The 25632-nt window shown below is 48.6% G+C and carries 20 protein-coding genes; 14 read left to right on the top strand and 6 right to left on the bottom strand.

Annotated features, from left to right (window positions below; translation table 11 throughout):
• Window positions 1–69 precede the first annotated feature (69 nt).
• The 7 genes from rpmI (at window position 70) to BP71_RS04260 (ending at window position 7377) form a co-directional block, all read left to right on the top strand.
• The gene (gene rpmI / locus BP71_RS04290) at window positions 70–264 is read left to right on the top strand and encodes a 50S ribosomal protein L35 (protein WP_090376615.1); all 195 of its coding nucleotides are present in this window, start codon (window positions 70–72) and stop codon (window positions 262–264) included.
• A gap of 102 nt (window positions 265–366) precedes the next feature.
• Entirely contained in the window at window positions 367–711 is a 345-nt protein-coding gene (gene rplT / locus BP71_RS04285; RefSeq protein WP_295928310.1) for a 50S ribosomal protein L20, read from the top strand.
• A 92-nt stretch (window positions 712–803) separates the two neighbouring features.
• Window positions 804–1421, top strand: coding sequence for a hypothetical protein (locus BP71_RS04280; RefSeq protein ID WP_496376958.1), 618 nt, complete (start codon window positions 804–806; stop codon window positions 1419–1421).
• 107 nt (window positions 1422–1528) lie between these two features.
• Complete coding sequence (locus BP71_RS04275) at window positions 1529–4072, top strand: phosphocholine-specific phospholipase C (RefSeq protein WP_496376956.1); 2544 nt, start codon at window positions 1529–1531, stop codon at window positions 4070–4072.
• A 165-nt stretch (window positions 4073–4237) separates the two neighbouring features.
• Complete coding sequence (gene dnaK, locus BP71_RS04270) at window positions 4238–6163, top strand: molecular chaperone DnaK (RefSeq protein ID WP_496376954.1); 1926 nt, start codon at window positions 4238–4240, stop codon at window positions 6161–6163.
• A gap of 183 nt (window positions 6164–6346) precedes the next feature.
• Complete coding sequence (locus BP71_RS04265) at window positions 6347–6562, top strand: hypothetical protein (protein ID WP_496376952.1); 216 nt, start codon at window positions 6347–6349, stop codon at window positions 6560–6562.
• On the top strand, window positions 6559–7377 hold the full coding sequence (locus tag BP71_RS04260; protein WP_496376950.1) for a glucose 1-dehydrogenase: 819 nt from the start codon (window positions 6559–6561) through the stop codon (window positions 7375–7377). Before BP71_RS04265 ends, BP71_RS04260 begins: the two co-directional genes overlap by 4 nt.
• Window positions 7378–7570: 193 nt before the next feature.
• Here the strand turns inward: BP71_RS04260 and BP71_RS04255 are convergent, their stop codons facing one another.
• On the bottom strand, window positions 7571–9118 hold the full coding sequence (locus tag BP71_RS04255; RefSeq protein ID WP_496376948.1) for a DUF4932 domain-containing protein: 1548 nt from the start codon (window positions 9116–9118) through the stop codon (window positions 7571–7573).
• An 847-nt stretch (window positions 9119–9965) separates the two neighbouring features.
• Here BP71_RS04255 and BP71_RS04250 point away from each other — a divergent pair.
• Window positions 9966–10352, top strand: a complete 387-nt coding sequence (locus BP71_RS04250; protein WP_496376946.1) for a VanZ family protein — start codon at window positions 9966–9968, stop codon at window positions 10350–10352.
• On the opposite strand, the gene pgi is transcribed toward BP71_RS04250, so the two are convergent.
• From pgi to BP71_RS04235, 3 genes are all read right to left on the bottom strand, one after another.
• Window positions 10331–11980 (bottom strand): glucose-6-phosphate isomerase, encoded by a 1650-nt coding sequence (pgi, locus tag BP71_RS04245; RefSeq protein WP_496376944.1) that lies wholly within the window; start codon window positions 11978–11980, stop codon window positions 10331–10333. The two genes, BP71_RS04250 and pgi, sit on opposite strands and share 22 nt — an antisense overlap.
• A gap of 82 nt (window positions 11981–12062) precedes the next feature.
• Window positions 12063–12902, bottom strand: a complete 840-nt coding sequence (locus tag BP71_RS04240; RefSeq protein WP_496376942.1) for a sugar phosphate isomerase/epimerase family protein — start codon at window positions 12900–12902, stop codon at window positions 12063–12065.
• 67 nt (window positions 12903–12969) lie between these two features.
• The gene (locus tag BP71_RS04235) at window positions 12970–14175 is read right to left on the bottom strand and encodes a heparan-alpha-glucosaminide N-acetyltransferase domain-containing protein (RefSeq protein ID WP_496376940.1); all 1206 of its coding nucleotides are present in this window, start codon (window positions 14173–14175) and stop codon (window positions 12970–12972) included.
• Window positions 14176–14400: 225 nt separating this feature from the next.
• Between BP71_RS04235 and BP71_RS04230 the strand changes: the two genes are divergently transcribed.
• The 6 genes from BP71_RS04230 to BP71_RS04205 all read left to right on the top strand — a co-directional run bounded on the left by BP71_RS04230 (window position 14401) and on the right by BP71_RS04205 (window position 23548).
• Complete coding sequence (locus tag BP71_RS04230) at window positions 14401–16215, top strand: glycogen/starch synthase (protein WP_496376938.1); 1815 nt, start codon at window positions 14401–14403, stop codon at window positions 16213–16215.
• 97 nt (window positions 16216–16312) lie between these two features.
• Window positions 16313–17626: an SWIM zinc finger family protein gene (locus tag BP71_RS04225; RefSeq protein WP_496376936.1), complete on the top strand. Its 1314-nt coding sequence runs from the start codon at window positions 16313–16315 to the stop codon at window positions 17624–17626.
• On the top strand, window positions 17623–19086 hold the full coding sequence (locus tag BP71_RS04220) for a DUF5691 domain-containing protein (protein WP_496376934.1): 1464 nt from the start codon (window positions 17623–17625) through the stop codon (window positions 19084–19086). The genes BP71_RS04225 and BP71_RS04220 overlap by 4 nt, the downstream gene beginning before the upstream one ends.
• Before the next feature lies 1 nt (window position 19087).
• Window positions 19088–20170 carry an ATP-binding protein gene (locus BP71_RS04215; RefSeq protein ID WP_496376932.1) on the top strand — a complete coding sequence of 361 codons (1083 nt, stop codon included), beginning with the start codon at window positions 19088–19090 and terminating at the stop codon, window positions 20168–20170.
• A 33-nt stretch (window positions 20171–20203) separates the two neighbouring features.
• Entirely contained in the window at window positions 20204–22405 is a 2202-nt protein-coding gene (locus BP71_RS04210; RefSeq protein WP_496376930.1) for a DUF5682 family protein, read from the top strand.
• A 12-nt stretch (window positions 22406–22417) separates the two neighbouring features.
• Entirely contained in the window at window positions 22418–23548 is a 1131-nt protein-coding gene (locus BP71_RS04205) for a VWA domain-containing protein (RefSeq protein WP_496376928.1), read from the top strand.
• Window positions 23549–23565: 17 nt separating this feature from the next.
• On the opposite strand, the gene BP71_RS04200 is transcribed toward BP71_RS04205, so the two are convergent.
• Window positions 23566–24753 (bottom strand): PP2C family protein-serine/threonine phosphatase, encoded by a 1188-nt coding sequence (locus BP71_RS04200; RefSeq protein ID WP_496376926.1) that lies wholly within the window; start codon window positions 24751–24753, stop codon window positions 23566–23568.
• A 40-nt stretch (window positions 24754–24793) separates the two neighbouring features.
• A complete protein-coding gene (locus BP71_RS04195) occupies window positions 24794–25624 on the bottom strand; it encodes a sensor histidine kinase (RefSeq protein WP_496376924.1) in 831 nt (276 codons plus the stop codon).
• Window positions 25625–25632: the final 8 nt, after the last annotated feature.

The following is a 25632-nucleotide window of genomic DNA, read 5'->3' as shown; positions in this document are numbered from 1 at the left end:
TATTTTTTGGAGATTATAGCTAATTTTGCGCGCTGTTTTATATTTTATCAACTATTACTTTTTAGAATTATGCCTAAAATGAAAACAAATTCCGGTGCTAAAAAGCGTTTCGCGCTGACTGGTACTGGTAAAATCAAGCGCAAGCATGCTTTCCACAGCCACATCCTGACCAAAAAATCGAACAAGCGCAAGCGTGGTTTGGTTAAGACCGGTCTGATCGATGTGTCTAACGAGAAGCAAGTATTGGCAATGCTTCGGAAATAATCCGTAAAAAGCCGATCAGAAATTAAAATCTGGTTTTTTGTTCAACCCGATAAAAGGCATTAAAGACTCAGCAGAGCGCCGATTATCAAAAACAGTTAAATTATGCCACGTTCAGTAAATCACGTAGCGTCACGTGCAAGACGTAAAAAAGTTTTAAAACTTGCGAAAGGCTATTTTGGCCGTCGTAAAAATGTATGGACCGTTGCCAAGAACGCCGTTGAGCGTGGTTTGGCTTACGCATACGAAGGCCGTAAACAGAAAAAACGTAATTTCCGCGCATTGTGGATCCAGCGTATCAACGCAGGAGCACGTATTCACGGATTGTCTTATTCTGCTTTCATCGGCAAACTTAGTGCAAAAGGCATTGAGCTGAACAGGAAAGTTCTCGCCGACCTGGCGATGAACCATCCCGATGCATTCAAAGCGATCGTTGATCAGGTAAAATAAAACAGCATCCCGCCTCTCCGGCGGGATTTTTTTTGCATAAAATTTGGATATTGCAGGTGATATCAACCATTGTACCTCAAAACCAAATAGACATGCTGGAACAGCTCTTCGACCTTGTACAACAAAACTCCCAACAGGCTGTAGTACAAAATAACGACGTACCCAATGAGCATAACGAAGAGGTTATGCAAACATTAATGGGCTCAATTACAGGCGGTTTACAAGAACATGCGCAAGGCGGTAACCTGAGCGGGCTGATGGGCCTGCTTGCCGGCAATAGCGGTACTTCTTCCTCATCTCTGATGAATAACCCCATTGTTGCCTCCATCGCGACCAATGCAATCGGTGCCATTATGCAAAAGTTTGGCATGAACAGTCAGGCTGCCGGCAGCATCGTAAGTTCGGTACTTCCCGGTGTCCTGGGCGGGCTCATCAGCAAAGTGAGCAACCCCGGCGATTCAAGTATTGATTTCAATGACATTTTAGGTGGACTTACCGGAAAGAGTGCTGCTCCTGCACAAGGTCAGTCTTCAGGCTTCGATTTCAATCAGATCGGTTATGCGATGGCCGATGGTAAGTTAGATATGAGTGACCTTGTCCGCGTGGGCGGTAGTATGTTCGGTGGCGGCAATACGCAACCGGGCCAGCCGTCACAAGGTGGCGGAATCGATCTCGGCGGAATGCTGGGCGGCCTGTTCGGCGGAAAGTAATTGTAAAGAATAATAGCTAGATAAAATCAGGGCTTCCAAACGATAGTACATTTGTTCAAAATAATGTACTATCGTAAAGCCCTTTTTCTTTTTTAACTCACCTTACCATGGACTCGAGAAGAGAATTTATCCGGAAAGCCACCATGCTCACAGGAGCGGCCGGATTGTTCAGCACCCTACCCGCTTCTATTCAAAAAGCACTCGCCATTAACCCGCCGAAAGGAAGTACCTGGCAGGATGCCGAACATGTAGTGATCCTGATGCAGGAAAACCGCTCATTCGACCACTCTTACGGATCACTGCGTGGAGTCCGGGGGTTCAACGACCCCAGGGCCATTACCCTGCCCAATAAAAACCTGGTGTGGCTGCAAACCAATGCATTTGGTGAAACGTATGTGCCATTCCGGCTCAATATGAGGGAATCAAAAGCAACCTGGATGGGGTCACTGCCGCATTCCTGGACGAACCAGGTAGATGCGCGCAATGAAGGCAAGTACGATCAGTGGCTGATTGCAAAGCAACCCGGACATAAGGATTACGCCCGTATGCCCCTCACGCAGGGTTTCTACAACCGGGAAGACATTCCCTTTTACTATGCCATGGCGGATGCATTCACGGTATGTGACCAGAATTTCTGCTCTTCGCTCACTGGTACCACGCCCAACAGGCTTTACCTCTGGACCGGAACGGTCCGAGAGAACCCGGATCCGAAGCACTATGCCAACGTGCGTAACGAGAACGTGACCGATGACCGCGAAGCCTCCTGGACCACTTTCCCGGAGCGGCTCGAAGATCATGGCGTTTCGTGGAGGATCTATCAGAATGAATTGAGTATTTCGACCGGCTTTACGGGTGAGGAAGATTCATGGCTGGCCAACTTTACGGACAACCCAATCGAATGGTTCTCTCAATACAACATCAGGTTCCACACCGGCTACCAGAACTATCTGCAAGAAAGGCAAAAGGCGTTGCCGGGTGAGATCGACACCGCCGAGGCTAAGATAAAAACGCTGACAGGCAAAGAAGCGGCCGACCTTGAAAAAATCATCAGGGAAAAGAAGGCGCTTCTCAAACTGGCTGCTGAAGAGTTGGTCAGATGGAGTCCTGAAAACTATGAAAAGCTCTCCCAGCGCAGCAAAAATATTCATAATAAGGCATTTACAACTAATAAAAACAACCCGGACTACCGGAATATTACGACTGTCAAATACCAGGACGGCGATATTGAGCACGAAGCCAAGGCCCCGCTCGGTGATATACTGCACCAGTTCAGAGCAGATGTCAAAGGCGGTAAGCTACCAACGGTATCCTGGCTGGTTGCTCCCGAAAACTTCTCTGACCACCCTACCTCCCCCTGGTACGGAGCCTGGTACGTTTCGGAGGTACTCGATATCCTGACCGCCGATCCGGAAGTCTGGAAAAAGACCATATTCATACTTTGCTACGATGAGAATGACGGATATTTCGACCACGTGCCGCCTTTCGCCGTTCCCAATCCCTACAAAGAGGACACCGGTGCAGTCTCGGCGGGAATTGATTGCAAAACGGAGTATGTGACTCTGGAGCAAGACATGACTAAGAAGGATAAAAAGGATTCCCGGGAAAGTCCGATCGGTCTCGGCTACCGGGTTCCGCTGGTGATCGCTTCACCGTGGAACCGTGGCGGCAAGGTTTGCTCCGAGGTTTTTGACCACACGTCTATTCTGCAATTCCTGGAAGCGTTCGTTGGTCGAAAAAGCGGCAAGCCCATTAAGGAAACCAATATCAGTGAATGGCGGCGGACGATCTGCGGTGATCTTACATCCACATTCGCCCCCTACGACGGCGAGCAGCTTCCCCTACCCACATTCCTGGAAAGGGATGAATTCATGGAAGGCATTCACAACGCGAAGTTCAAAAAGCTTCCCAATGGCTACAAGGCATTGTCCAAAGCCGAAATTGACGAGGTCAATAAGAACCCGCTGACATCGCCTGTTCTGCCTAATCAGGAAAAAGGAACGCGCCCGGCATGTCCGATCCCTTATGAACTCTATGCCGACGGCGCGTATAATCCTGCCAAAAATGCATTTCAAATTAAGCTTGAAGCCAGAAATGACATATTTAGCGACAAATCAGCCGGGGCACCTTTTATGATTTATGCGCCCGGGAAATATAAAAATGAGCAGGTGAAGGTCTGGAATTATGCTGTGAAGGCAGGCGATTCCATTCCATGTGCATGGAATCCGGCGGATTTTGAGGATGGCAAATACCATCTGCGGGTTTATGGGCCTAATGGATTTTTCCGGGAATATGCCGGAAAAAAAGAACAGCAGCATATCCATCTCAGAACCCGGCTGGAACTTGACAAGAACAAGAAGCCAACCGGTAATATCCACCTGGATATCGACAACACCAGTCCCACCAAAGAATACCGGGTTACGGTGCAGGATAATGCATACGGAGCTGAAAATCAGACGGTGACTATTTCCAAAAAAGACAAGGAAGTTACAAAAGGAAGAGTCGTCACTGTGAATGCTTCCAAAAACGCGAACTGGTATGATTTCTCTGTCGTTGTCGACGGCGAACCCGATCTGATTATACGATGTGCAGGCCATGTCGAAACCGGCGCCGTCAGCGAAAGTGATCCTTACATGGGTCAGATGATCGGCTAAGTTCAAAAACTCTCCGTCAGGCCGAATTCTCGGCCTGACACTTTGTCACTCCCATTTTTTATCGAAGTTTCTGGTACGGGGTTTTTAGTAAAGATTCCCAGTGACCGTTAAAATGGACGGTCCGGGTTCCAGAATCAAATTATACTTAACTTATAAAATAGAACAATGGGAAAAATTATTGGCATAGACTTAGGAACAACGAACTCCTGCGTGGCTGTCATGGAGGGTAACGAGCCGGTTGTAATAGCCAACAGCGAAGGTGCCCGCACAACTCCTTCTGTGGTTGCATTCATGGATAATGGTGAACGCAAAATCGGAGCACCGGCCAAACGTCAGGCGATTACCAATCCCAAGCATACTATTAGCTCCATCAAAAGATTTATGGGTAAAAAATACGATGACACAACCTCTGAAATGAAGACGGTTGCGTACAGCGTAGAAAAAGGCCCAAACAACACGCCGCGCATTCCTATCGGCGACAGGCTTTATACACCGCAGGAAGTATCCGCTTTCATTCTTCAAAAAATGAGACAAACTGCGGAAGATTATCTGGGTCAGGAAGTTACCGAGGCAGTTATCACCGTTCCTGCATATTTTAATGATGCAGAACGTCAGGCTACCAAAGAAGCTGGTCAGATTGCCGGTCTGGATGTAAAGCGTATTATCAACGAACCTACTGCTGCTGCGCTGGCCTATGGTCTGGACAAACAGCACATGGACATGAAAATCGCTGTGTTCGACTTGGGTGGTGGTACATTCGATGTATCTATCCTAGAACTGGGCGATGGCGTTTTCGAAGTGAAATCAACCGACGGTGATACGCACTTGGGTGGTGATGACTTCGACCAGGTGATTATCAACTGGCTCGCAGACGAATTCCAGAAAGACGAAGGCGTAGATCTGAAAAAAGACCCGATGGCATTGCAGCGTCTGAAAGAAGCTGCTGAGAAAGCCAAGGTTGAATTGTCGAGCTCAACGCAGACTGAAATCAACCTGCCTTATATTTTCCCGGTGGACGGTATCCCTAAACACCTTGTTCGTACTTTGACACGTGCCAAATTCGAGCAACTGGCTGACACATTGTTCCAGAGAATGATGGAACCATGCAAGAGAGCCATGAAAAATGCGGGGTATTCCAACAGCGATATAAATGAAGTAATCCTCGTAGGCGGGTCTACCCGTATCCCGCGTGTACAGGAAGAGGTTGAAAAGTTTTTTGGCAAAAAACCTTCGAAAAACGTAAACCCTGACGAAGCTGTTGCAGTTGGCGCAGCAATCCAGGGTGGTGTATTGACCGGTGAGGTAAAAGACGTGCTCCTTTTGGACGTTATCCCACTGTCATTGGGTATCGAAACATTGGGCGGTGTTTTCACCAAACTAATCGACGCAAACACCACTATTCCTTCGAAGAAAACAGAGACATTCTCAACTGCTGCTGATAACCAGCCTTCTGTGGAGATCCATGTCCTGCAAGGTGAACGCCCGATGGCCAACCAGAACCGTACACTGGGACGTTTCCACCTGGCTGATATCCCACCTGCACAACGTGGCGTACCTCAAATCGAAGTAACGTTCGACGTGGATGCAAACGGTATTCTGCACGTATCCGCGAAAGACAAGGGAACTGGCAAAGAACAAAAAATCAGGATCGAAGCTTCCAGCGGTCTGACCGACGCAGAAATCAACAAAATGCGTGAAGAAGCGAAGGCCAACGAAGCTGCTGACAAAGCAGAACGTGAAAAAATCGAGAAAATCAACGGTGCCGACAGCCTGATCTTCTCAACTGAAAAACAGTTGAAAGAATATGGCGATAAACTTTCAGAAGGCAACAAGTCTAATATCGAAGGAGCTTTGGCCGAGTTGAAAACAGCTCACCAATCTCAGGATCTCGCGGGAATCGATTCCGCGATGGAGAAACTGAATGCCGCATGGCAGGCTTCCGCCCAGGAAATGTATGCGCAAGGCGGTGAAGGTCAGTCCGGGGGCGCTCAACCAGGTGCTGGCGGCCCAACCGGTAACCCCGGTGCAGGAGCCGGTAACAACGGAGCCACCGACGATGTGACGGACGTCAACTTTGAAGAAGTCAAATAGGACTGAAATCATAAAAATCCCCGTCCTTAAACAGATGGGGATTTTTTTTTCCCGCAGTGTTACAATTTGGGGAGCTTGCGCGTATATATTATTGAAAAAGCTACCGTTGTATAACTGGCATTAATTTTTAACCAAACAATCATCATCAATCAAATCAAAACCACTTATCAAACTTCTGACTCTATGGACGCAAGAATCGCATTGCCAGAATTAATGTACTTATCTCCCACTACCCGCGAAAAGGCGGTATCTATTGCCCAAGAGTTGTTGAGGTCTACCAACATCTCACCCCGTGAAGCTGTTTCAAAGGCAATTCTGATTGCGAAAAACTGGGCGGTGAAAAACGTCAATCGCGGCGTTTGGAAAAAACTGAAAGCCCTCGAAAAAGAGATGATATGATTGATCTGAAATTCAAAGATCAGGTCGTGATCGTCACCGGTTCCAGTTCCGGCATCGGTAAGGCCTGTGCATTGCATTTTGGCAACAACGGTGCACATGTAGTTGTAAATTACAGCTCCAATGCGGCGGAAGGCCAAAAAGTGGTCGATGAAATCAAGTCCAATGGCGGGAGCGCAATTCTTGTTAAAGCCGACGTAAGCCAGGAAGCAGAAGTAAAGGCGCTATTCAGCGAAACCGTCAATCAATTTGGACGGCTGGATGTGCTGGTAAGCAATGCAGGCTTACAAAAAGACGCGCCTTTCCTGGAAATGACCTTGGCACAATGGCAGAAGGTCATTGACGTTAATCTAACCGGTCAATTTTTGGCCTGCCGGGAGGCTGCACGACAGTTCATCGCTCAGAAAGAAGCAACTAAGGAGGTGAATCACAGCGAATTGGCCATCGGGAAGATTGTATTGATGAGCTCCGTGCACGATGTGATCCCCTGGGCGGGACATGTGAATTATGCAGCATCGAAGGGCGGGATCATGATGTTCATGAAATCCATATCGCAGGAGCTTGCACCGCACAAAATCCGTGTAAACTCCGTGAGCCCTGGCGCAATCAAGACACCTATTAATCAGGATGTCTGGTCAGACCCGGATAAATACAAGGACCTGCTCCACCTGATCCCCTACAAACGGATCGGCACCGCTCAAGACGTTGCAAAAGCAGTTGCCTGGCTCGCATCCGACGATTCAGATTATGTCAATGGCGAAACGCTGTACATTGATGGCGGGATGACACTGTATCCGGAATTTGCGGATAATGGTTAGAAGATACTGTAAGCTGTATGCCATAAGCGATGGGACCAAGCGTCCCTACGCTTATGGCATACAGCTTATAGCTTATAGCCTCAAAATCAATTGTTTTACGCTCGGCTCTGATGTATGCGTAAAACGTCGGTTTACTAAAACCGAGCACCTTATACGAGTGTTAGTCCCCTAAATGGGTTTAATAGGATCCTATTCACTTGTTTTTAACAAACCACTCAACGATTTGAGGGTACAAATCAGCTATTACTTGGCCCTCTCTCCGATTTTTATACAATTGAATAAGAAATTGGTCAAACTCAGCAAATCTTTTAAAACCTCTGACCTCTACTTGGTACTTTTCCATTTTTGATATAAGCCTATCATGCTCAATAGTTGGGGCATAGTCTATATATCTTAAACTTACTAGTGCCCAATTCATATATTCATCAAAACAAGCACGGGCATTATTATACGCGCGTTCAGCTGGGGAGCCTTCTTTTATCCAGGTATTTAGATTCACAAAAGCTTCTTTGATGTTCTTCTGATATTCCGGTTTTTGTATTTCTGGACCAATGAAGTTGTGGTTCAATTCTGTAAACACAATATTTCCATCTTTAACATGAAGTGCGTCACTGGAAAATTCCTTTTTTTCTTCCTCATTCCTATATGGGAAGTTTACATGTGCCTGAACTTCTTTAAATCCATTGTATTCAAACCAATTGGCAGACTGATTGTTACCGACTAAGGGAGAGAAAACAATTTTATAGGAATTGTATTTCGTTTTCGGAAAGTTCTTCCCCAGCCATTTTTGCATTTCCATTATACCTATCGAATCTCTGTATGAACTAATTAGTTGGTTATAAAGAGAGTGATTTTGCTTAAAAAAAATCTCAAACTTAGATTTGTCAGAAAAGCTCTGTAATTCTTTAAGATATGGCCTGAGGGTATTAACGCTGGTGAGCCTGTCGTAAACCTCATCTGGTACGATTTTCCCTTTGGGACTAAACTTAAAAGAGTAGGCATTCATCTTAATGGAAAAATACTCGACATAACTACTTGATAAAACCGAATCTATCTTTCTAATAATGGGTTCTTTGTCATATTTGCTAAACCAATTTATTACTTCTTGGTAGTAGGCCGTGTTTTTAACAACTAACCCTTCTTTATTTTTGCCTGTATTAGTTAAAGTAATAACGATGTTAACCAATTCATATACAGCTGGTACTTCAACAAAAGTCTTTCCTTCGTGGGATTTTATATAGTCTCTGGTAAAGTTAACGGCTGATTTCACAGTTCTTACCTGAGTAAACGCGCTATCTTTTTCATTCACAACAATAATGAAAGGATATGTTTTACCCTTCTCAACCCTAAATCGAAGAGAATCAACATCTGTAATAAATGTGACCATCTTATATTTCTCATTTATTGTAATTGGCGCCTCATAAATATCAGGATTTACTTTCGAGTCTATATTCCACCGGCCTTTCCTGAAATCATCCCCATCCCGTATCGAAATGTTATAAGTATTCGATTTCAACACAGGTATCTTCTGGCTAAAACTATTGAAGGAAATAGCAACAAGCAGTAGTATCAACAAACCAAATTTTATGGCCTGCGTAATTTTTGCGCTTAACGTAAAATAACGTAAGGTAGCGTCTTCGTCGGCAGCATTGCAGGATGGCCGTCCCTCGCAAGAACTATCATAGATTTTGAGTAGCAATATAATCGGGTCAATCTTTTTGTGTCTGATTTTAAGCACCATACTGGACTATATTTGATGATTAACAGCCGGGTTCATCTGGCTATAACTATTAGTTTTGCTTATGAAAATAAGTATAAAGGCTTCTCATATAAATACTGGACCAAAACCTTAAACCCTCCTATTTACATTGAAAGGGCTATTTTGTATATTGACATGATACATCTTTGTCCATTTTCGAACAATAATGTATAGTGATGAACGCTTTGCTACGCAAAACCCCCGGTGCTTTTTGCGGCGGCGACGGCCGTTCCAACTTTAATTTGACCGAATCTACCTTTTTGTACTTGTTTTTATACGCGTAAAGGGTCCGTTTACTAATTTCGAACAGCTCACGTATTTTTTCGACCGTTGTTCTTTTTAGCTTCATAAAGCTGAACAGCCAGTTTTTGTTTATCCGCACAAGTGTTTTTGGACGACCTCCCAATCTGCCCAGCCAACAAATCTTTCATTGTTCGCTCCGAATGAACAAAACGTTACTCTCCTGCGGTTTTAGCGTGCTCTTGTAAAGCTCGTAAGTAAGCTGATCGGTATACAAGCTTCCCTTCCATACATTTATGACAGGATCCCACCGCAAGCCCATCTTCAAAATGGTGCACTGACTGGTCGTCTCTTTGAGAAATAACAAATAGTCATGAGAGTGTCGCGAAATCCTTTTCATCGATGGCGGTTTAGCAGTCAGACAAAAATTAAACCTAAAAAAATACTACTAAATAGTCGACCAATATTTAATAAAATAAAAATTAAATTCCCGGAAAAACGCACTTGGGAGCTAAAATGGCACTTTTAAGGGAAATACGACCAAAATTCAAAAAATGAACCGTAACTTTCGGAATACAATTTCCAAACGATGATCTCAGATTTGTTACAATCCACCATTCGATTTATTACTCAACGTCAATGGGTTATCTGGCTATGGAGTTTCCTGATCTTGGTTGCGTGCACTTGGCCGGGTAAAGATCTACCCGCTGCACCCGTCTTAGGTTTTGATAAAATTGTCCATTCGGGCCTCTTTACGGTATGGGCAATTCTCGCGCTGATTATTTACCCTCAAAAAAGCCGGTTAGTAGTAGGATTGGGAATGGCTTACGGGCTGGGATTGGAATTTTACCAACAGCTTCTGCCATTCGACCGCACTTTTGACTGGTGGGATGCCGTGGCAGACGCTGTTGGTGTAGGAATCGGATATATTTTCACAAAACTTGCGCTCAAAAATTATCTCCAGCGCTTGTACTGATTGATCAATCCATTGGTTGAACTGTCGTGGTTCGTCACCGGCCAGTCGTTCTGTAACTCAGGGTAAATCTTGTTGGCAAGCTGCTTGCCAAGTTCAACGCCCCATTGGTCGAAGCTGTAAATATTCCAGATGATACCCTGTACAAAAATCTTATGCTCGTACATGGCGATCAGGCTACCCAAAACCTTCGGGGTGATCTTTTTCACGAGGATTGAGTTGGTAGGACGGTTTCCGGAGAAAACTTTGAACGGAGCGATCTGATTAATCTCGGCATCGCTCTTACCCGCGGCTTTCAACTCAGCTCTTACTTCTTCGTCAGTCTTACCGTTCATCAATGCCTCGGTCTGCGCGAAGAAATTCGAAAGCAGCATTTTATGATGATCACCCAGCGGGTTGTGGCTCACCGCCGGTGCAATGAAATCGCAAGGAATCAGCTTCGTGCCCTGGTGGATCAGCTGGTAAAAGGCGTGCTGTCCGTTGGTACCCGGCTCTCCCCAGATCACCGGCCCCGTCTGATAACCTACCGGCTGCCCGTCGCGCCCCGTGCTCTTTCCGTTACTTTCCATATCTCCCTGCTGGAAGTATGCCGCGAAACGGTGCATATATTGATCGTATGGCAGAATAGCCTGCGTTTGCGCATCGAAGAAATCATTGTACCAGATTCCTATCAGTGCCAGAATGACCGGGATATTGCGCTCCAGTTTGGTTGTCCGGAAATGCTTGTCCATTTCGTGGGCACCGGCAAGCAGCTGCTCGAAATTCTGGAACCCGATAAAACAGGCAATCGACAACCCGATCGCTGACCAGAGCGAGTAGCGGCCTCCAACCCAATCCCAGAAACCAAACATGTTTTCAGGATCGATACCGAATTTTTCAACTTCTTTCTGGTTGGTTGAAATCGCAACGAAGTGCTTTTTCACAAACTCTTCGTCCAAAGCTTTTTCCAGGAACCAGCTTCTTGCACTGTGGGCATTGGCCATGGTCTCCTGCGTTGTGAAAGTCTTGGACGCGATCATGAACAATGTCGTCTCCGGATTCAGCGACTTCACGGTTTCGGCAATGTGGGTTCCGTCCACATTAGACACGAAATGTACATTCAACCCGGCTTTGCCGTAAGCTTTCAATGCCTCGGTCACCATTACCGGGCCCAGGTCACTCCCACCAATACCGATGTTCACGAGGTCGGTAATTTCTTTTCCGGTGTAACCCTTCCAGGCGCCGGACCGCACGCGGGTCGAAAAGTCCTTCATTTTGGCGAGAACTTCGTTTACGTCAGGCATTACATCCTTGCCATCTACAAGCACAGGTTCGTTGGAACGATTGCGTAGGGCGGTGTGCAAAACGGCACGACCTTCGGTCACGTTGATCTTCCCTCCTGTAAACATCTGCTCGATCGCCTCCGCCAGCCCGGCTTCTTCTGCGAGCTGCACCAGGTACGAGCGCGTGCGTGAAGTGATGCGGTTTTTGGAGTAATCCAACAATATGTCCCCGAAGCGGATAGAGAATTTTTTATGACGGTCAGTATCTTCTTCGAAAAGGGTCTTTAAGTGCTTTTGTGAAATGGTTTTGTGATGCGTTTTCAGCTTTTTATACGCTGCCAACTTATCAAAGGGGACGTTCGAGAGCATTTCTTTGAGCGTTATGGTAAAAAAAATCAACCTTGATCCTGCAAAAATATGATTTTACGGCATTTTATACGTTTTTTCCTTATTAACTCGCCTGGCAAACCCCTCGGAAATAACCTACCGACTCGGCTATGCCAGCCAATGGCTCTTTCATATCTTTCTCATATTCAAGGCTGCATGAACCGGGATATTTGATTTTCCGGAGCATCTTTACAAATGCAGGAATATCAATAATTCCTCTTCCCAGTTCACAGGTTTTACCCTCTTTGGTCGCTGCTGTCACGTTTTTAAGGTGGATATCGAAAATCCGCTTTGCATATTTGCCAAGATCGGCCACTGAGTCCTGATTATCGCGGCGATTGTGCCCCATGTCGAAGCACAGCCCTACGCGTGGATCGAGATCCTTCACCAGATTGTATACCGAAGTCGCATTCGGATAAAGTTTGTCTTCCGGCCCGTGATTATGGATCGCGTAGCGGATGTTGTACTCTTTCACCTTTTGCTCCACATATTTCAGATCCTCGTGGTTGGGTATTCCGACGATCAGGTCCACACCTACCCGTTTGGCATAGTCGAATGCATTGTCGATTTCCTGGTGGGTCTTGGTGTAAATGGGCCCTACTGCATAACCTGTGACCCCGGCCTCTTTCAGCTTCTGGTGAAATGCCGTGATCTCCTCGGCGGTACTCTTATAAGGTAAATGGAAATCCTTGATGCATAAATAATGAACATCTGTTTTCTTCATCATTTCAAGGGCTTCGTCCAGTTTGAAATGAACAAAGCTGTAACCCGCCATTCCGAGTTTGAAAGTGTCTTCTTTTTTGGCCTCCGGTTTTCCGGCGACGCTATCGTCCGGCAAGGATATCATACTTCCAGCCATCAAACCGGCGATGCCCTTTTTGACAAATGTTCTTCTTGAGTTCATTCCTTTACATTTAATATTGATTCGTTACTTTATAAAAGACGAGGACACGTGAATTTACCACCTATCTCTAAATCTTAAGTTTTATGCCGATCCGGTTGATCAACCCCGTCACCAGGATAACGAGCAATGAGAAGCACACCGACTTGATCAGACCTACCACACCCGTCCTCAGAAACAGGGGAAGGCTGATTCCGAGCAATGTAATCACCGCGTACCATATATAAGGAATGAGATAGCAGGTCAATGTTGCGGTACCGGCAGGCTTCAACACATTGGCCCAGTCCTTCTGTTTTTTTAGATCAACCAGCCAGAAAAAGAATGCGAATGCGATAAAGCTGATGCCCGAGCAAATGCCGACCCATGCCGGTGTGGCGCGGATTTTGGAAATCCCCCAGAACGGCCTTGTACCAAAACCATAAAGCAAACTCACTACACCAAGCGCCAGTAACACCAAAAGGAACAGGGTTCCCGCGGCATTTTCCCGTGCATAACGTCTATAAATCACTGTACCTGTCACACCCGCCATCACAAATGCAGGCATCGAACCGCTTCCTACGATCCAGACATATTTTTTCACGGGTTCCAGGAACGTCAGCATGTCTGCAAAGTCGGCGAGATTGAACAGCACAAAAAACAACCAGCCTGCGATCACCCAGATCAGACGTTCCCGGGTAAGCAGGAATGTAACAGCGCCCAGCAGGTAAGACCAGCCTATCAGCCCCAGGATGCCGTACCAATGCGTTTCCATCCAGGAAGGATTCTCCGGATCGCCACCCTTGTACACCCAGGCCAGCAAGATCAGCAACAGGTAGCCCACCACTTTCAGCGCAGTGAACAAACCGCTTTTTTCGGGATTCGGCGGATATACATTCCATATCAGGAAAAATGCAATCACCATCCCGATCTCCCACACATATTTACTGATCACCATGGCTGAACCAGCCGCGTTTTCAAGGTTTACAATGAAAATACCCATCAGTAGCAATGCAAATGTACGCTCGGCGATGTGCCGGAGAATGGTCGTATCGGAATCCCCTTTCTGCCTCCGGCTGGCGATCGCAAAAGGAATGGAAAGTCCTACGATAAACAGAAAAGCCGGAAAAACGACATCCGATAGTCCCATGGCATCCTCGGCCGCCTTACTGTGTTTCAGCCAGTCCGGAACGTCTTCGAGTGACCAGAGGTCATTGACGAAGATCATGAGAAACATGGTAATGGCCCTGAAAACATCGATCGAGTCCAGGCGCAATGAGGGGAACTTAACTTGATTCATCAGTAAGAGTAGATTTAGGAAGACCTAATATAGCGGTTTTTCTTTTTCCCGGTTACAAAGAGCTCACAGCCGCTTTTGTCGGTTTCACTTCCCGTTTTTTCCGCCTAATCCAATCTATCCGCCCCTGGCTTGTTTTCGTGCTTATTTTTAATTGAAATATCCTGCATCACAGGAGCACACCCGCACGATCGACGTTATAAAACCTTTTCTTTCCAAACCTTCGTCTTGAAACCGGATACTTTTTTGTTTGAAATTGCCTGGGAGGTCTGTAATCAGATCGGCGGGATCTTTACGTATATCAAATCCAAAGTTCCGACGATGGTGGACAACTATGAAGACAACTACATCCTCATAGGTCCATACAATGCAGACCAGGCAAAGTTGGATTTCAAACCAATCCGCGACCTGCCTGAATGTCCTTTTTCAAGAACGATCGACTACATACGGAGCCTGGGCCATGAAATCCATTACGGATTCTGGTTGCTGGAAGACGCCCGTCCGAAAGTATTGCTCATCAAACCTGCATTTGCGCCGGAAGTACTGAATGCCATCAAGGAAAGAGCATGGCAAAGGCACGGTATTTCAACGATCGCTCCCGATGCCCTGACCGACGAGGTGATTGCATTCGGGGAAGTCACCAGGCTTTTCCTCACCCGCTTTATCGAATCGATCCCTGTCCAGCGCGACGTGATCGCCCATTACCACGATTGGATGTCGGCCGCCAGCCTGCCGGATCTTGCGTTTGAGAAAACCAGGCTTGCGACCCTATACACCTGCCATGGAACCTTGCTAGGCCGGTATCTGGCTCCCAATGAGCCTCAATACCATCAGCGATTCACCAGCTATCGATGGCAGGAGAAAGCAATCCAATACGGAATCGAAAGCCGGGTTTCGATCGAACGCGCAGCCGCCCGGCACGCACATGTGCTCGTTACGTGCAGCGACGGGATTGCACGCGAGTGCGAGACCTATTTCAACCGCTCACCGGATAGCATTATACGAAATGGCATCCACCAGAAACCCGGCGTCGGCCATGAGGTCTTTGAGCAGCATTTACAGAACCGATCCAAGATCGATGCGTTTGTAAGGGCATTGTTTTCACCGAGTTATCATTTGAGATCCGACAAGACACTGTACTTCTTCACATCCGGGCGGCATGAGTACCGTAACAAAGGCTTCGATATTACGCTGGAAGCGATGGCACGCCTGAACAGGGAGCTGGTCCGCCTCCACTCGGATATTACCATCGTGTTCTTCATTATTTCCAAACAACCTTTCCATCATATCAAACCTGATGTACTGGAAGCACGTCAACGTTTTCAAAACCTTCACCAGATTTGTAAAATGATCGGCTCCAGACTCGGGCCGCGCATGTACTCGCACGTAACGGGCTCGGGCGCACCCCAGATACCGGACCTGAACGGGCTGATCGACGACGACTTGCAAATCACATGGCGCCAGGCAATGGCGCAATTCAAGCGGGAAGGGCTGCCGCCTGTAACCACGCACCATTTGCAGGAAGCAGATGCCATTACAGAATTTTGCAGGGAAGCCGGATTGAACAACAGCGAAGAGGACCGGGTAAAAATCATCTATCATCCCGATTTTATCGAGCGCGCCACTTCCCTTTTTTCTTTGGACTACCTTGAATTTGTAAGAGGTTGCCATCTGGGTATTTTTCCGTCCCTCTATGAACCGTGGGGTTACGCGCCGATGGAAACTGTAATGCACGGCACGCCCGTGGTCACGAGTGATCTGGCAGGTTTCGGACGCTATATGCAGGACGTTACACCAGGTAGCGAACCACGTGAATTCAGATTACTTTCCCGCAGCGAACAAACTGACGAAGAGACCATTACCGATCTCACCCGGATACTCAGCTCATTTGTCCGAACATTTTCGGAAGAGCATTATATTCCCAGGGCGAGCCTGCCTAAACTGGTCATGGATTCGCTGTGCTGGGTGGAACTCGAAAGACGTTACCGTGAAAATTACCGGCTCGCATTGATGCGCTACCAACCTATTGCTGGTTTGTATTAGCCTCATTTCGTCTCCGCCGCGTCAGTTAAACATTTACCTCAGATTTGTAAACCTTAATCCCTATTTTTGGCGTTTCCGACCAGACCAATACCCTTGAATGCAGTACAACCGGGAACAGATTCTTCAACTCGCGCCCGACGATGCCTCGGCGAAAGCAGGCCGGCAGCTGGCAAGCCGCTCCAAATGGATTACTACCGGTGCTAGTACCAAGGCCTTGTGGGGCAATTGCCAGGGTAGTGGCAAAGTGCCTTATCAGACGATCATCGACCTGACCAACATTGCATTTAAATGCAGTTGTCCCAGCCGCAAATTCCCTTGCAAGCACGGCTTGGGCCTATTTCTGCTCTATGCCGAAGATCCGGGTGCATTTGCAATCCAAACGGAATCGCCAGCACATGTTTCTGAATGGCTGGACAAACGGCAGGTCCGCGAGGTAGTACGTGAGTCAAAAGAAGAAAAGCAGGTCGACGACGTTGCACGTGCCAAACGCGCCGAGTCCCGCGAAAAAAAGGTCAATGGCGGCATTGAGGAATTGCGGGTCTGGCTCAATGACGTTATCCGCACGGGCATCATGCATGTACCCCAGCAAGCCTATCAGTTTCATCACAACATTACGGCCAGAATGGTCGATGCACAGGCTGGCGGACTGGCTAACCAACTGCGACAGATCAACCAGCTCAATTTCTTCCGGGATGGCTGGCAGCAGCCCCTGCTCAAACGCCTGTCAGGCTTGTACATGATTACAGAGGGCTATCTCAACCGGGAGATGTTACCCGCTGCCATCGTCCGCGACCTTGCTACACTGATCGGCTGGACCATCCCAAAGGAAGAAGTACTGCAGAGCGAGCCGGTTACCGACCACTGGATCGTCTTATCGGTCACCACCTCGGAAGAAAGCAATATTACTACCGAGAGAATATGGTTGTATGGATCTAAAAACGGCCGGTATGCATTGCTCCTGAACTTCTACGCCGGAAATCAGCCATACCAAACGCTCCTTTTTCCGGGAATGCAGATAGAGGCCGACATGGTTTACTACCCGGCCTCGGTGCCAATGCGGGCACTAATCCGCTCCCAGCAGGCACCCGCTGCCCCGCTGGCAAAAATACAAATACCCGACTCGCTGTCAGACATTTATGTTCATATCACCGCAAGCCTGGCGCAGAATACCTTCATCGAGCAAATCCCATTCATGATCGAAGAAATCCGGATTGTAGTATTCAGCGAACAATGGCATATAACCGACCGAAACGGACAGAGCGCGCCCCTGGCCAATCCGGAGGAAGAATGCTGGAACGTGCTCGCATTCTCGGGCGGGCGCCTGTTCTCCGCTTTTGGCGTTTACGAGCAGGGCCGGTTTGAGCTACACTATGTATGGACTTCCCAACAAGCCATTTTTATCAAGCCATGAATGCAGAAATATTGAAAGCAGCCCTGCTGGGCACCGACAGATATGTACCAGAAATTCCGCCAGATGCCCAGGCGATCTACGCAAAAATCAATGCGTTGCCGACGAGTAAGGAGGACCGTTTTTTGAAAATGGCTTTTACCTCGATGTTGTACGAAGAAGCAGGGGTCAAACCGCTTATTCTTGACGCAAGTTCACCGGAATGCCCACCGGAGACTCGGCCGGTTAGCACAGGTCCGCTCGCCTCCCTTACGCAAACCGCATTGGCAGATCAGAATGACGTATTGTTTGGGTTTCTGGCATTTAAAATAATCCAAAAAAACGAAGTAATACCGCCACAACTCGTTCCGACAGTCCTTGGCAAAGCTTTGGAAACCAAGAAAGATAAGCAAAAAATGCTCGCGATCTGCGGAGAAACTGGCCGGTGGCTGTGTAATCTGAACCCGAAATGGAAGGCGCTATCGACCGATGGCGATAGTCAGGAGAATATCTGGGAAACAGGCGATGTCGAAAGCCGTAAGTCATTCCTCACAAACCTGCGCAGCAACGATCCCATGGGTGCCATTATGCTGCTGGAAAGCACATGGAACGAAGAAAATGCCGGTAACCGGCTCGTATTCTTACAGTTACTACAAAATAACCTTTCCATTACCGACGAGCCGTTTTTACAAAAACTACGCACTGACAAAAGCCAAAAGGTAAAAGAAACGGCCACCGATATGCTTCGAAAAATACAGGGCTCGGCCCTCAACCAGCTTTACCTCGACTGGCTGCTGCGCATGGTGGAGGTGCGGGAGGAGCGGCATTTACTAATCACGAAGAAGAAGGTGCTGTCCATTGCGGACAATATCGTTCCGGATGATCTTGTTTTCAAGACGGGTATTGAAAGGGTAAGTAAAGAAAAAGGGGTACAAGATCATATTTTTGTGGCGGGCCAGTTGCTTGCTTTCCTGGACCCTGCGATACTGGCAAAGCGGCTCGGTGTAAATGAGCAGGAACTGATCTCGTTATTGCTCCAACACCCCGCCGCAACAGCCCTATTGCCTTTCCTGACCTCGTCCGCCGCCGAATTCCGCAATAAGGCCTGGGCGCTGGCGCTGCTCCACCGTGGCGATTCACGAGATATGCGGTTGCTCGATGCTCTGGAAGCCAACGAACGGCTACCTTTCTATCTGCAGTTTCTCAACGGTAATGCACAGAACCTGTTCGCTTACCTGCTCGACGATACCTACTCCGTGTTACCGGCCCGATTAGCTGAACAGCTGCTCGATCACCTTTCTAAATTCCCATATCATATCAACCAAACTGTTTATCAACGACTTGCATTACATCTACCGGCATCCATTACGCCCGTTTTGAAAAAATATGCCGAAGATCCCCGGCAGGATTACCAATTGAGATACTTCAAAAATCAGGCATCCGAAATGATGCGATTACTGGAACTAAGAAAAAACATCGCCTAATATGTCGCAAAGTATACTGAGGCAAGCCGCCGAGACGGAGTTTGCCCAAGAAATTGAAGAAATCAGGAAGCAGGACAAGCACACCCGGCCCGAAAACTGGCTCCTGTCTCCTCACGCAGTGGTTACTTACCTGATGGGAGGAACACTCGATAACGGGTTCATGGTCATGCCAAAATACATCGGTAACCGTCGTCTGATGGAAATCGCGGTCGCCACGCTTACCACGGACCGTGCATTGCTGCTTTACGGTCTGCCGGGAACCGCCAAATCATGGGTTTCGGAGCATATCAGCGCTGCTGTTTCGGGCGACTCCGGCCTGGTGATCCAGGGCACGGCAGGTACCGGCGAAGATTCGGTGCGCTATGGATGGAACTACGCACAATTACTGTCCGCAGGACCTGTTCCCGAGGCGATCGTGGAAACACCGGTGATGAGAGGGATGAAAGAAGGAAAAATCGTGCGGGTAGAAGAACTCACACGCATTGGTTCCGACGTCCAGGACAGCCTGATCACCGTTCTCTCCGAAAAAATGTTGCCGATACCCGAGCTGAACACCAAAGTCATGGCAGTGCGCGGGTTCAACATCATCGCTACCGCAAATAATCGGGACAAAGGGGTCAACGACCTTTCGAGTGCATTGAAACGCCGTTTCAACACCGTGATCCTGCCCGTACCGGAGACGATGGAAGAAGAAGTGGAAATCGTGCAGCAACGGGTCGCCAGTTTCAGCCAGGCCATTGACCTGCCCATTGAAAAACCTATTCTCGAAGAGATTAACCAGATTGTAACCATATTCCGTGAATTGCGCAATGGCGTATCCGCCGATGGTAAAACCAAACTCAAATCCCCATCCGGGACTTTGAGCACCGCCGAGGCTATTTCCGTGATGAACAGCGGATTATCGCTGGCTTATCATTTCGGCGATGCGAGCCTGAAAGCAGACGACCTGGCGAGCGGCCTCATTGGGGCGGTTATCAAGGATCCGGTGCAGGACAAGATTGTTTTTCAGGAATACATGGAAACAGTTTTGAAACAGCGTGACGGCTGGAAGGACATTTACCGGGCATGCAGAGAGATCGTCTGACCCATAACTACACCCACTACTTACCATAAACCCATGCCCGTTCATCTTTTAGGGGTCAGGCACCATGGTCCGGGTTCGTCCCGCCACGTCGCGAATGCACTGGAAACGATCCGGCCCGACATTGTACTGATAGAAGGCCCGCCGGAAGGTGAAGCCATGTTGTCATGGACAACCCATGCCGACATGCACCCTCCCGTGGCATTGCTGGCCTACGTCCCGGACAATCCGCAACAAGCTGTATTCTATCCGTTTACCATTCACAGTCCCGAATGGAACGCAATCCGCTATGGCCTGAACAACCGGGTCCCCGTCCGTTTTATCGATATGCCGCTTACCCACAGTTTTGCGATCGAAGCGCAGGAAGCGTCGCGACGGGAAGCGCCTGACGCCCATAATATTGAAAAGATCCGCAAGAATCCGATCTCCTATCTCGCAGAAATCGCGGGTTTTGAAGATCCCGAGGAGTGGTGGGAACACCGGTTTGAAATAGCGCAACAACCGGGCGAGGTGTTTGAAGCAATTACCGAAAGCATGATCGCACTCCGGCAGGCCATTCCATCCCGGGCCGACCATCGCGAAGAGCTCCGGGAAGCATTCATGCGGAAGGCTATCCGTTTGGCGCAAAAGGAGCGCTTCGAGCGCATCGTGGTCGTATGCGGTGCGTGGCATGTACCTGCATTGACCACGCTCCCCAAACAAAAGGAAGACGACGCGCTCCTAAAAAATCTCCCGAAAAGCAAAGTCGAAACGACCTGGATCCCCTGGACCAATGACCGGATGTCTTTTGAAAGTGGTTACGGTGCCGGCGTGGAATCACCCGGGTGGTACCGCCACCACTGGCTTCATCCCGATGATCAGGGCACGCTTTGGCTTTCCTACACCGCCCGCGTGTTCCGGGAAAACCGCGTGGACATCTCTTCGGCACATATTATTGAGGCCGTACGATTAGCTGGCGCACTGGCAGGGCTACGGCAGCTTCCCCGGCCGGGCCTGAAAGAATTCAATGAAGCGACCATCGCCGTCATGTGCATGGGCGACGCCGCATTCATGAAGCTCATCTACCGTGAGCTGATTGTTGGGAAAGCCTTTGGCCAGATTCCCGAGGGCACGCCCCAGGTGCCGCTGCAACGGAACCTGGATCAGTTGGCAAAGAAATTCAGGATAAAGATATTACCGGAGGAGAAGTCGCTGAAGTTGGATCTGAGGGAGGAGAATGATCTTCAAAAAAGCATCCTCCTGCACCGGTTACAGCTGCTGGACATCGACTGGGGCAACATGGAGGTCACCACGGGTAAAGGAACATTCAAAGAAGAATGGACACTTCGCTGGTATCCCGAACTAACGATCAAACTGCTTGAAAAAGCACCCTGGGGCAACACTATCGAAGAAGCAGCAAGGAAATACCTGGAAAGTAAAGCGCGTCAATGCACACGGCTGGACGAAATTACGCCGCTGGTACAAAGTGCGATTCCCGCAGACTTACAGGCGGCCCTGGCCACCGCAATGCGAAAAATGGACGAGTTGGCCGCGAGTACCTCCGATATTTCCATGCTCATGGACGCTTTCACGCCGCTGGCACAGGTAAGCCGGTATGGCAATGTCAGGAAGACCGACCGGGAGACCATCGAACTGATCCTCACTTCGGTCTTCTATCGGATCACTGCCGGCTTACCGGCTGGCTGCACCGGTATCGACGATGAGCAGGCCACCGTGATGACCGATAAGATCCGAGAAGTGAACCGGTCTGTGCAGATGCTGGAAAACGTACTCCTTAAGGAAACCTGGACCGAAACAATGCATGTGATTTTCAAATCCGACCGCAGCGCCTCGCTCATACAGGGCTATTGTTGTAAAGCGCTGTATGACAGTCGAGTATTAGATATGGATGCTACTTTCAACGCATTTTCCAAAGCATTGTCCGTCAACAATGAGCCTTCCGCTTCCGCCAACTGGCTGGAAGGTTTCCTGAAAGATGCCGCCACGGTACTGATCCTGGACGACGTGATCTGGAATGTTGTAAACGAATGGCTGCTATCCCTGGACAATGACATGTTCCTGCAAGTGGTGCCATTGCTGCGACGAACTTTCGCGAATTTCAGTCATGTGGAAAAGAACAAGATTGCGGGACGTGCAAAACAAGGCAAAGCGGGAGCATCGGTTGCCGTTAAGCGCGACATCGATCACGAAAGAGCTGCAAAGGTGCTTCCGGTGCTCGAAATGCTGATGGGCTTTTAAAGTAAAAATCAAATGGAAAACGATGCAGTAAGAAGATGGCGCCTTGTGTTGGGTAAAGAAACGCAGGATGAACTGGAATATACGCTTACCAAAGAAGAGGCGGGTATCGACCGTACACTGGAAGCACTTTATAACTCCGACCGGAAAGGTGGCCTGGGCGCGTCCTCTCCCCATGTATCGCGTTGGTTGGGCGACATCCGTGAGTATTTTCCGACGTCCGTCGTGAAAATCATGCAGCAGGATGCATTGAAACGTCTCAAACTAACTTCCATGCTCACCGAGCCCGAAATGCTGGAAACCATTGTGCCGGATATTCAACTGGTGGCGAATCTGATGACGTTGGGCAAGCTGATCCCCGAGAAAACCAAAGCTACTGCACGTGAAGTCATACGGAAGGTGGTGGATCAGCTGATACAAAAATTATCCGGACCAACCCAGCAAGCCATCACCGGTAGCCTGAACCGTGCCGCACGAAATACGAGGCCGCGGCATAACGAGATCAACTGGCCGGAGACCATCCGCAAAAACCTGAAACACTACCAGCCCGACTATCAGACGATTATCCCGGAAACCCGAATCGGCTATGGCAGAAAGCGCAAAGCGCTGAAAGATGTGTTTCTCTGCGTCGATCAGAGCGGTTCCATGGGTACATCCGTTATCTACTCCGGCATCTTCGGCTCGGTAATGGCATCGATGCCTGCTGTACGTACCAAAATGATCGTTTTCGACACCTCTGTCGCCGACCTCACCGAAGAGCTGAACGACCCGGTAGATCTGCTCTTCGGTGTGCAGCTCGGTGGCGGAACGGATATCCATAAGGCATTGAATTATTGCCAGCAACTGGTCACCCGGCCGCTCGACACCGTTCTGGTGCTCATCAGCGACCTGTATGAGGGCGGCAACGAAGCGGAAATGCGAAAAAAAGTGGCCCAGCTTGTCGATTCCGGCGTCCAGGTCATCACCTTACTGGCATTGAATGACGAGGGCGCACCGTTTTACGACCACCAGAATGCGGCCTTCTTCGCCAGCCTGGGTATTCCCGTTTTCGCTTGTTCACCGGATCAGTTCCCCGATCTCATGGCCACCGCACTGAGCAAACAAGACATTGCCGCCTGGGCAGGTACCAACGACATCAAGCTTTAACAGGCACCAACTGTCTATCACACCCCGGTCGCCAGATACCGCATCGACAGCATCGTAATATCGTCAAACTGATTCGCAGGTCCGATGAAATCGATCAGGCTCGCAAGAGTTGCCTCATTCATTTCCCTGGCCGTGGCTTTGGTAGACCCATCGCCGGTTTTGAAAAAGTCGATCAGGTAGTTCAATCCGTAACGTGCACCCGTGAGGTTGTTGGCATCTGTAACACCATCTGTATAAAGTACAAATTTATCGCCCGGATTCAACTGGAAATTGCGGGATTCGTACACGAATGTACTGTCGAAGCACAGCGCCATTCCGCCCTGCTTTTTAATCAGTTCGACATCTCCATTCGCGCGAATAATAAGCGGCGGCTCATGTCCCGCGTCGACATATTCAACCACACCGGTGTTTACATTCATAACACACACAAATGCGGTTACAAACATAAATGAAGTATTATCCTCACTTAAAAATTCATTAATAATTCTTACTTTATCGCAAATCGTATCATCGTTGCGGTTGGAAAACTGGCTTTTGAAGATAGCCTTACAAATCGCCATAAACAATGCGGCGGGAATGCCCTTGTCGGAAACATCTCCGATCATGAAGAACAACCGCTCAGAGTCCATCATGAAATAATCATACAGATCACCTCCAACCACTTTCGCCGGATGGATGAATGCATGAAGGTCAACGCCGGCTTTGGCAATGTTTGCCGGGACGGTTTTGGGCAGCATCGAGCTTTGGATTTCTTTCGCCACGCTGAGGTCGTTCTGGATCGCTATGAGCTGCTGCCTGCCCTTTTCGAGGTTAGCCAGCATTTCAATATGTTCGACCGTCTTGCTGATCGTGATTTCCAGATCCTCAAAATTCACCGGTTTCGTCACAAAATCGAATGCGCCGCGGTTCATGGCCGTTCGGATGTTATCCATATCCCCATATGCCGACACCATGATCGCTTTCAGTAACGGGTTTTGCTTCTCATTGATCTTCGAGAGAAACGTCAGTCCATCCATACCCGGCATATTGATATCTGAAAGGATAAGCGCAATATCCTCAGCTTCTTCCAGTTTTGCCAAAGCCTCGTTGCCATTGTTCGCAAAAACGAACTCATACTTTTTATCCCTGATCTGTTTTCTGAATAACTGGGAAATGAGCATTTCCATGTCCTGCTCATCATCCACGCTTAAAATCTTGATTGCCATTATGATCTGATTGAATGATTTTTCAAATTTTGGGTAAAACCTAAGCCGGGATCACGATCCTGAACTCCGTACGTTCGCCGGGAACAGAGGTCACGGCGATCTGCCCCTTATGGGTGTCCACAATGCTGGAATAGGTGAGCGAAAGACCCAGTCCCGTGCCTTTGCCTTGTGGCTTGGTCGTAAAAAATGGTAGGAAGAGTTTGGAAACGATCTCTTCCGGAATGCCTATTCCATTGTCGCTGACCCGTATTTCCACGTTGCCCGCCTCCCGGTGCGTGGTCACTTCAATTACCGGTTCGTAGCCCACTTCGCCCCGCTTTCGCCGCTCGTTTACCGCGTAACAGGCGTTGTTGACCAGGTTTACCACTACTCTGCCGAATTCTCCTTTTGCGATGGACACTTCGCCTACGCCCGGATCGAGATGATAAGTCAGTGTCACATTAAATTCCTTGTCTTCCGCCCGCACACTCTGGTAGGCCAGCTTGCTGTATTCTTCGAGCAGCTGGTTCAGGTCAACGGCTTCCATCACCACCCCGTCGGCACGGCTCTGCGAGAGCATTCCCTGGATGATCCGCTCGATCCGCTTGCCGTTTTCATTGATCTTCAAAAGATTCTGAGCCAGGGTATCCAGCAGCTCTTTTTCATCGGCTATGTCGTCCTCATCCAACTCGCCCAATTCCTTCTGTACGATTTCCTTCATTTCATCGATCAGGCCTTGTGAAAGGCGCGAGAAGTTGTTGACAAAGCTGACAGGGTTCTTGATCTCATGCAAAATCCCCGCGCTCAGCTGGCCGATCTCCGCAAGCCGGTTGAGTTCGATGATCTTCTGCTGGTAGACTTCAATGTCCTTGTCCGTAGTTTCTGGCCCCATATGCACGG

The organism is Dyadobacter ginsengisoli DSM 21015, from assembly GCF_059568735.1.
The sequence above is the reverse complement of the archived record's forward strand: the minus strand, read 5'-3'. Positions and strand labels throughout refer to the sequence as shown.

Coding starts and splice junctions, on each gene's coding strand:
- rpmI (WP_090376615.1), top strand. CDS start 70: ATGCCTAAAATGAAAACAAATTCCGGTGCTAAAAAGCGTTTCGCGCTG.
- rplT (WP_295928310.1), top strand. CDS start 367: ATGCCACGTTCAGTAAATCACGTAGCGTCACGTGCAAGACGTAAAAAA.
- BP71_RS04280 (WP_496376958.1), top strand. CDS start 804: ATGCTGGAACAGCTCTTCGACCTTGTACAACAAAACTCCCAACAGGCT.
- BP71_RS04275 (WP_496376956.1), top strand. CDS start 1,529: ATGGACTCGAGAAGAGAATTTATCCGGAAAGCCACCATGCTCACAGGA.
- dnaK (WP_496376954.1), top strand. CDS start 4,238: ATGGGAAAAATTATTGGCATAGACTTAGGAACAACGAACTCCTGCGTG.
- BP71_RS04265 (WP_496376952.1), top strand. CDS start 6,347: ATGGACGCAAGAATCGCATTGCCAGAATTAATGTACTTATCTCCCACT.
- BP71_RS04260 (WP_496376950.1), top strand. CDS start 6,559: ATGATTGATCTGAAATTCAAAGATCAGGTCGTGATCGTCACCGGTTCC.
- BP71_RS04255 (WP_496376948.1), bottom strand. CDS start 9,118: ATGGTGCTTAAAATCAGACACAAAAAGATTGACCCGATTATATTGCTA.
- BP71_RS04250 (WP_496376946.1), top strand. CDS start 9,966: ATGATCTCAGATTTGTTACAATCCACCATTCGATTTATTACTCAACGT.
- pgi (WP_496376944.1), bottom strand. CDS start 11,980: ATGCTCTCGAACGTCCCCTTTGATAAGTTGGCAGCGTATAAAAAGCTG.
- BP71_RS04240 (WP_496376942.1), bottom strand. CDS start 12,902: ATGAACTCAAGAAGAACATTTGTCAAAAAGGGCATCGCCGGTTTGATG.
- BP71_RS04235 (WP_496376940.1), bottom strand. CDS start 14,175: ATGAATCAAGTTAAGTTCCCCTCATTGCGCCTGGACTCGATCGATGTT.
- BP71_RS04225 (WP_496376936.1), top strand. CDS start 16,313: ATGCAGTACAACCGGGAACAGATTCTTCAACTCGCGCCCGACGATGCC.
- BP71_RS04220 (WP_496376934.1), top strand. CDS start 17,623: ATGAATGCAGAAATATTGAAAGCAGCCCTGCTGGGCACCGACAGATAT.
- BP71_RS04215 (WP_496376932.1), top strand. CDS start 19,088: ATGTCGCAAAGTATACTGAGGCAAGCCGCCGAGACGGAGTTTGCCCAA.
- BP71_RS04210 (WP_496376930.1), top strand. CDS start 20,204: ATGCCCGTTCATCTTTTAGGGGTCAGGCACCATGGTCCGGGTTCGTCC.
- BP71_RS04205 (WP_496376928.1), top strand. CDS start 22,418: ATGGAAAACGATGCAGTAAGAAGATGGCGCCTTGTGTTGGGTAAAGAA.
- BP71_RS04200 (WP_496376926.1), bottom strand. CDS start 24,753: ATGGCAATCAAGATTTTAAGCGTGGATGATGAGCAGGACATGGAAATG.
- BP71_RS04195 (WP_496376924.1), bottom strand. CDS start 25,624: ATGGGGCCAGAAACTACGGACAAGGACATTGAAGTCTACCAGCAGAAG.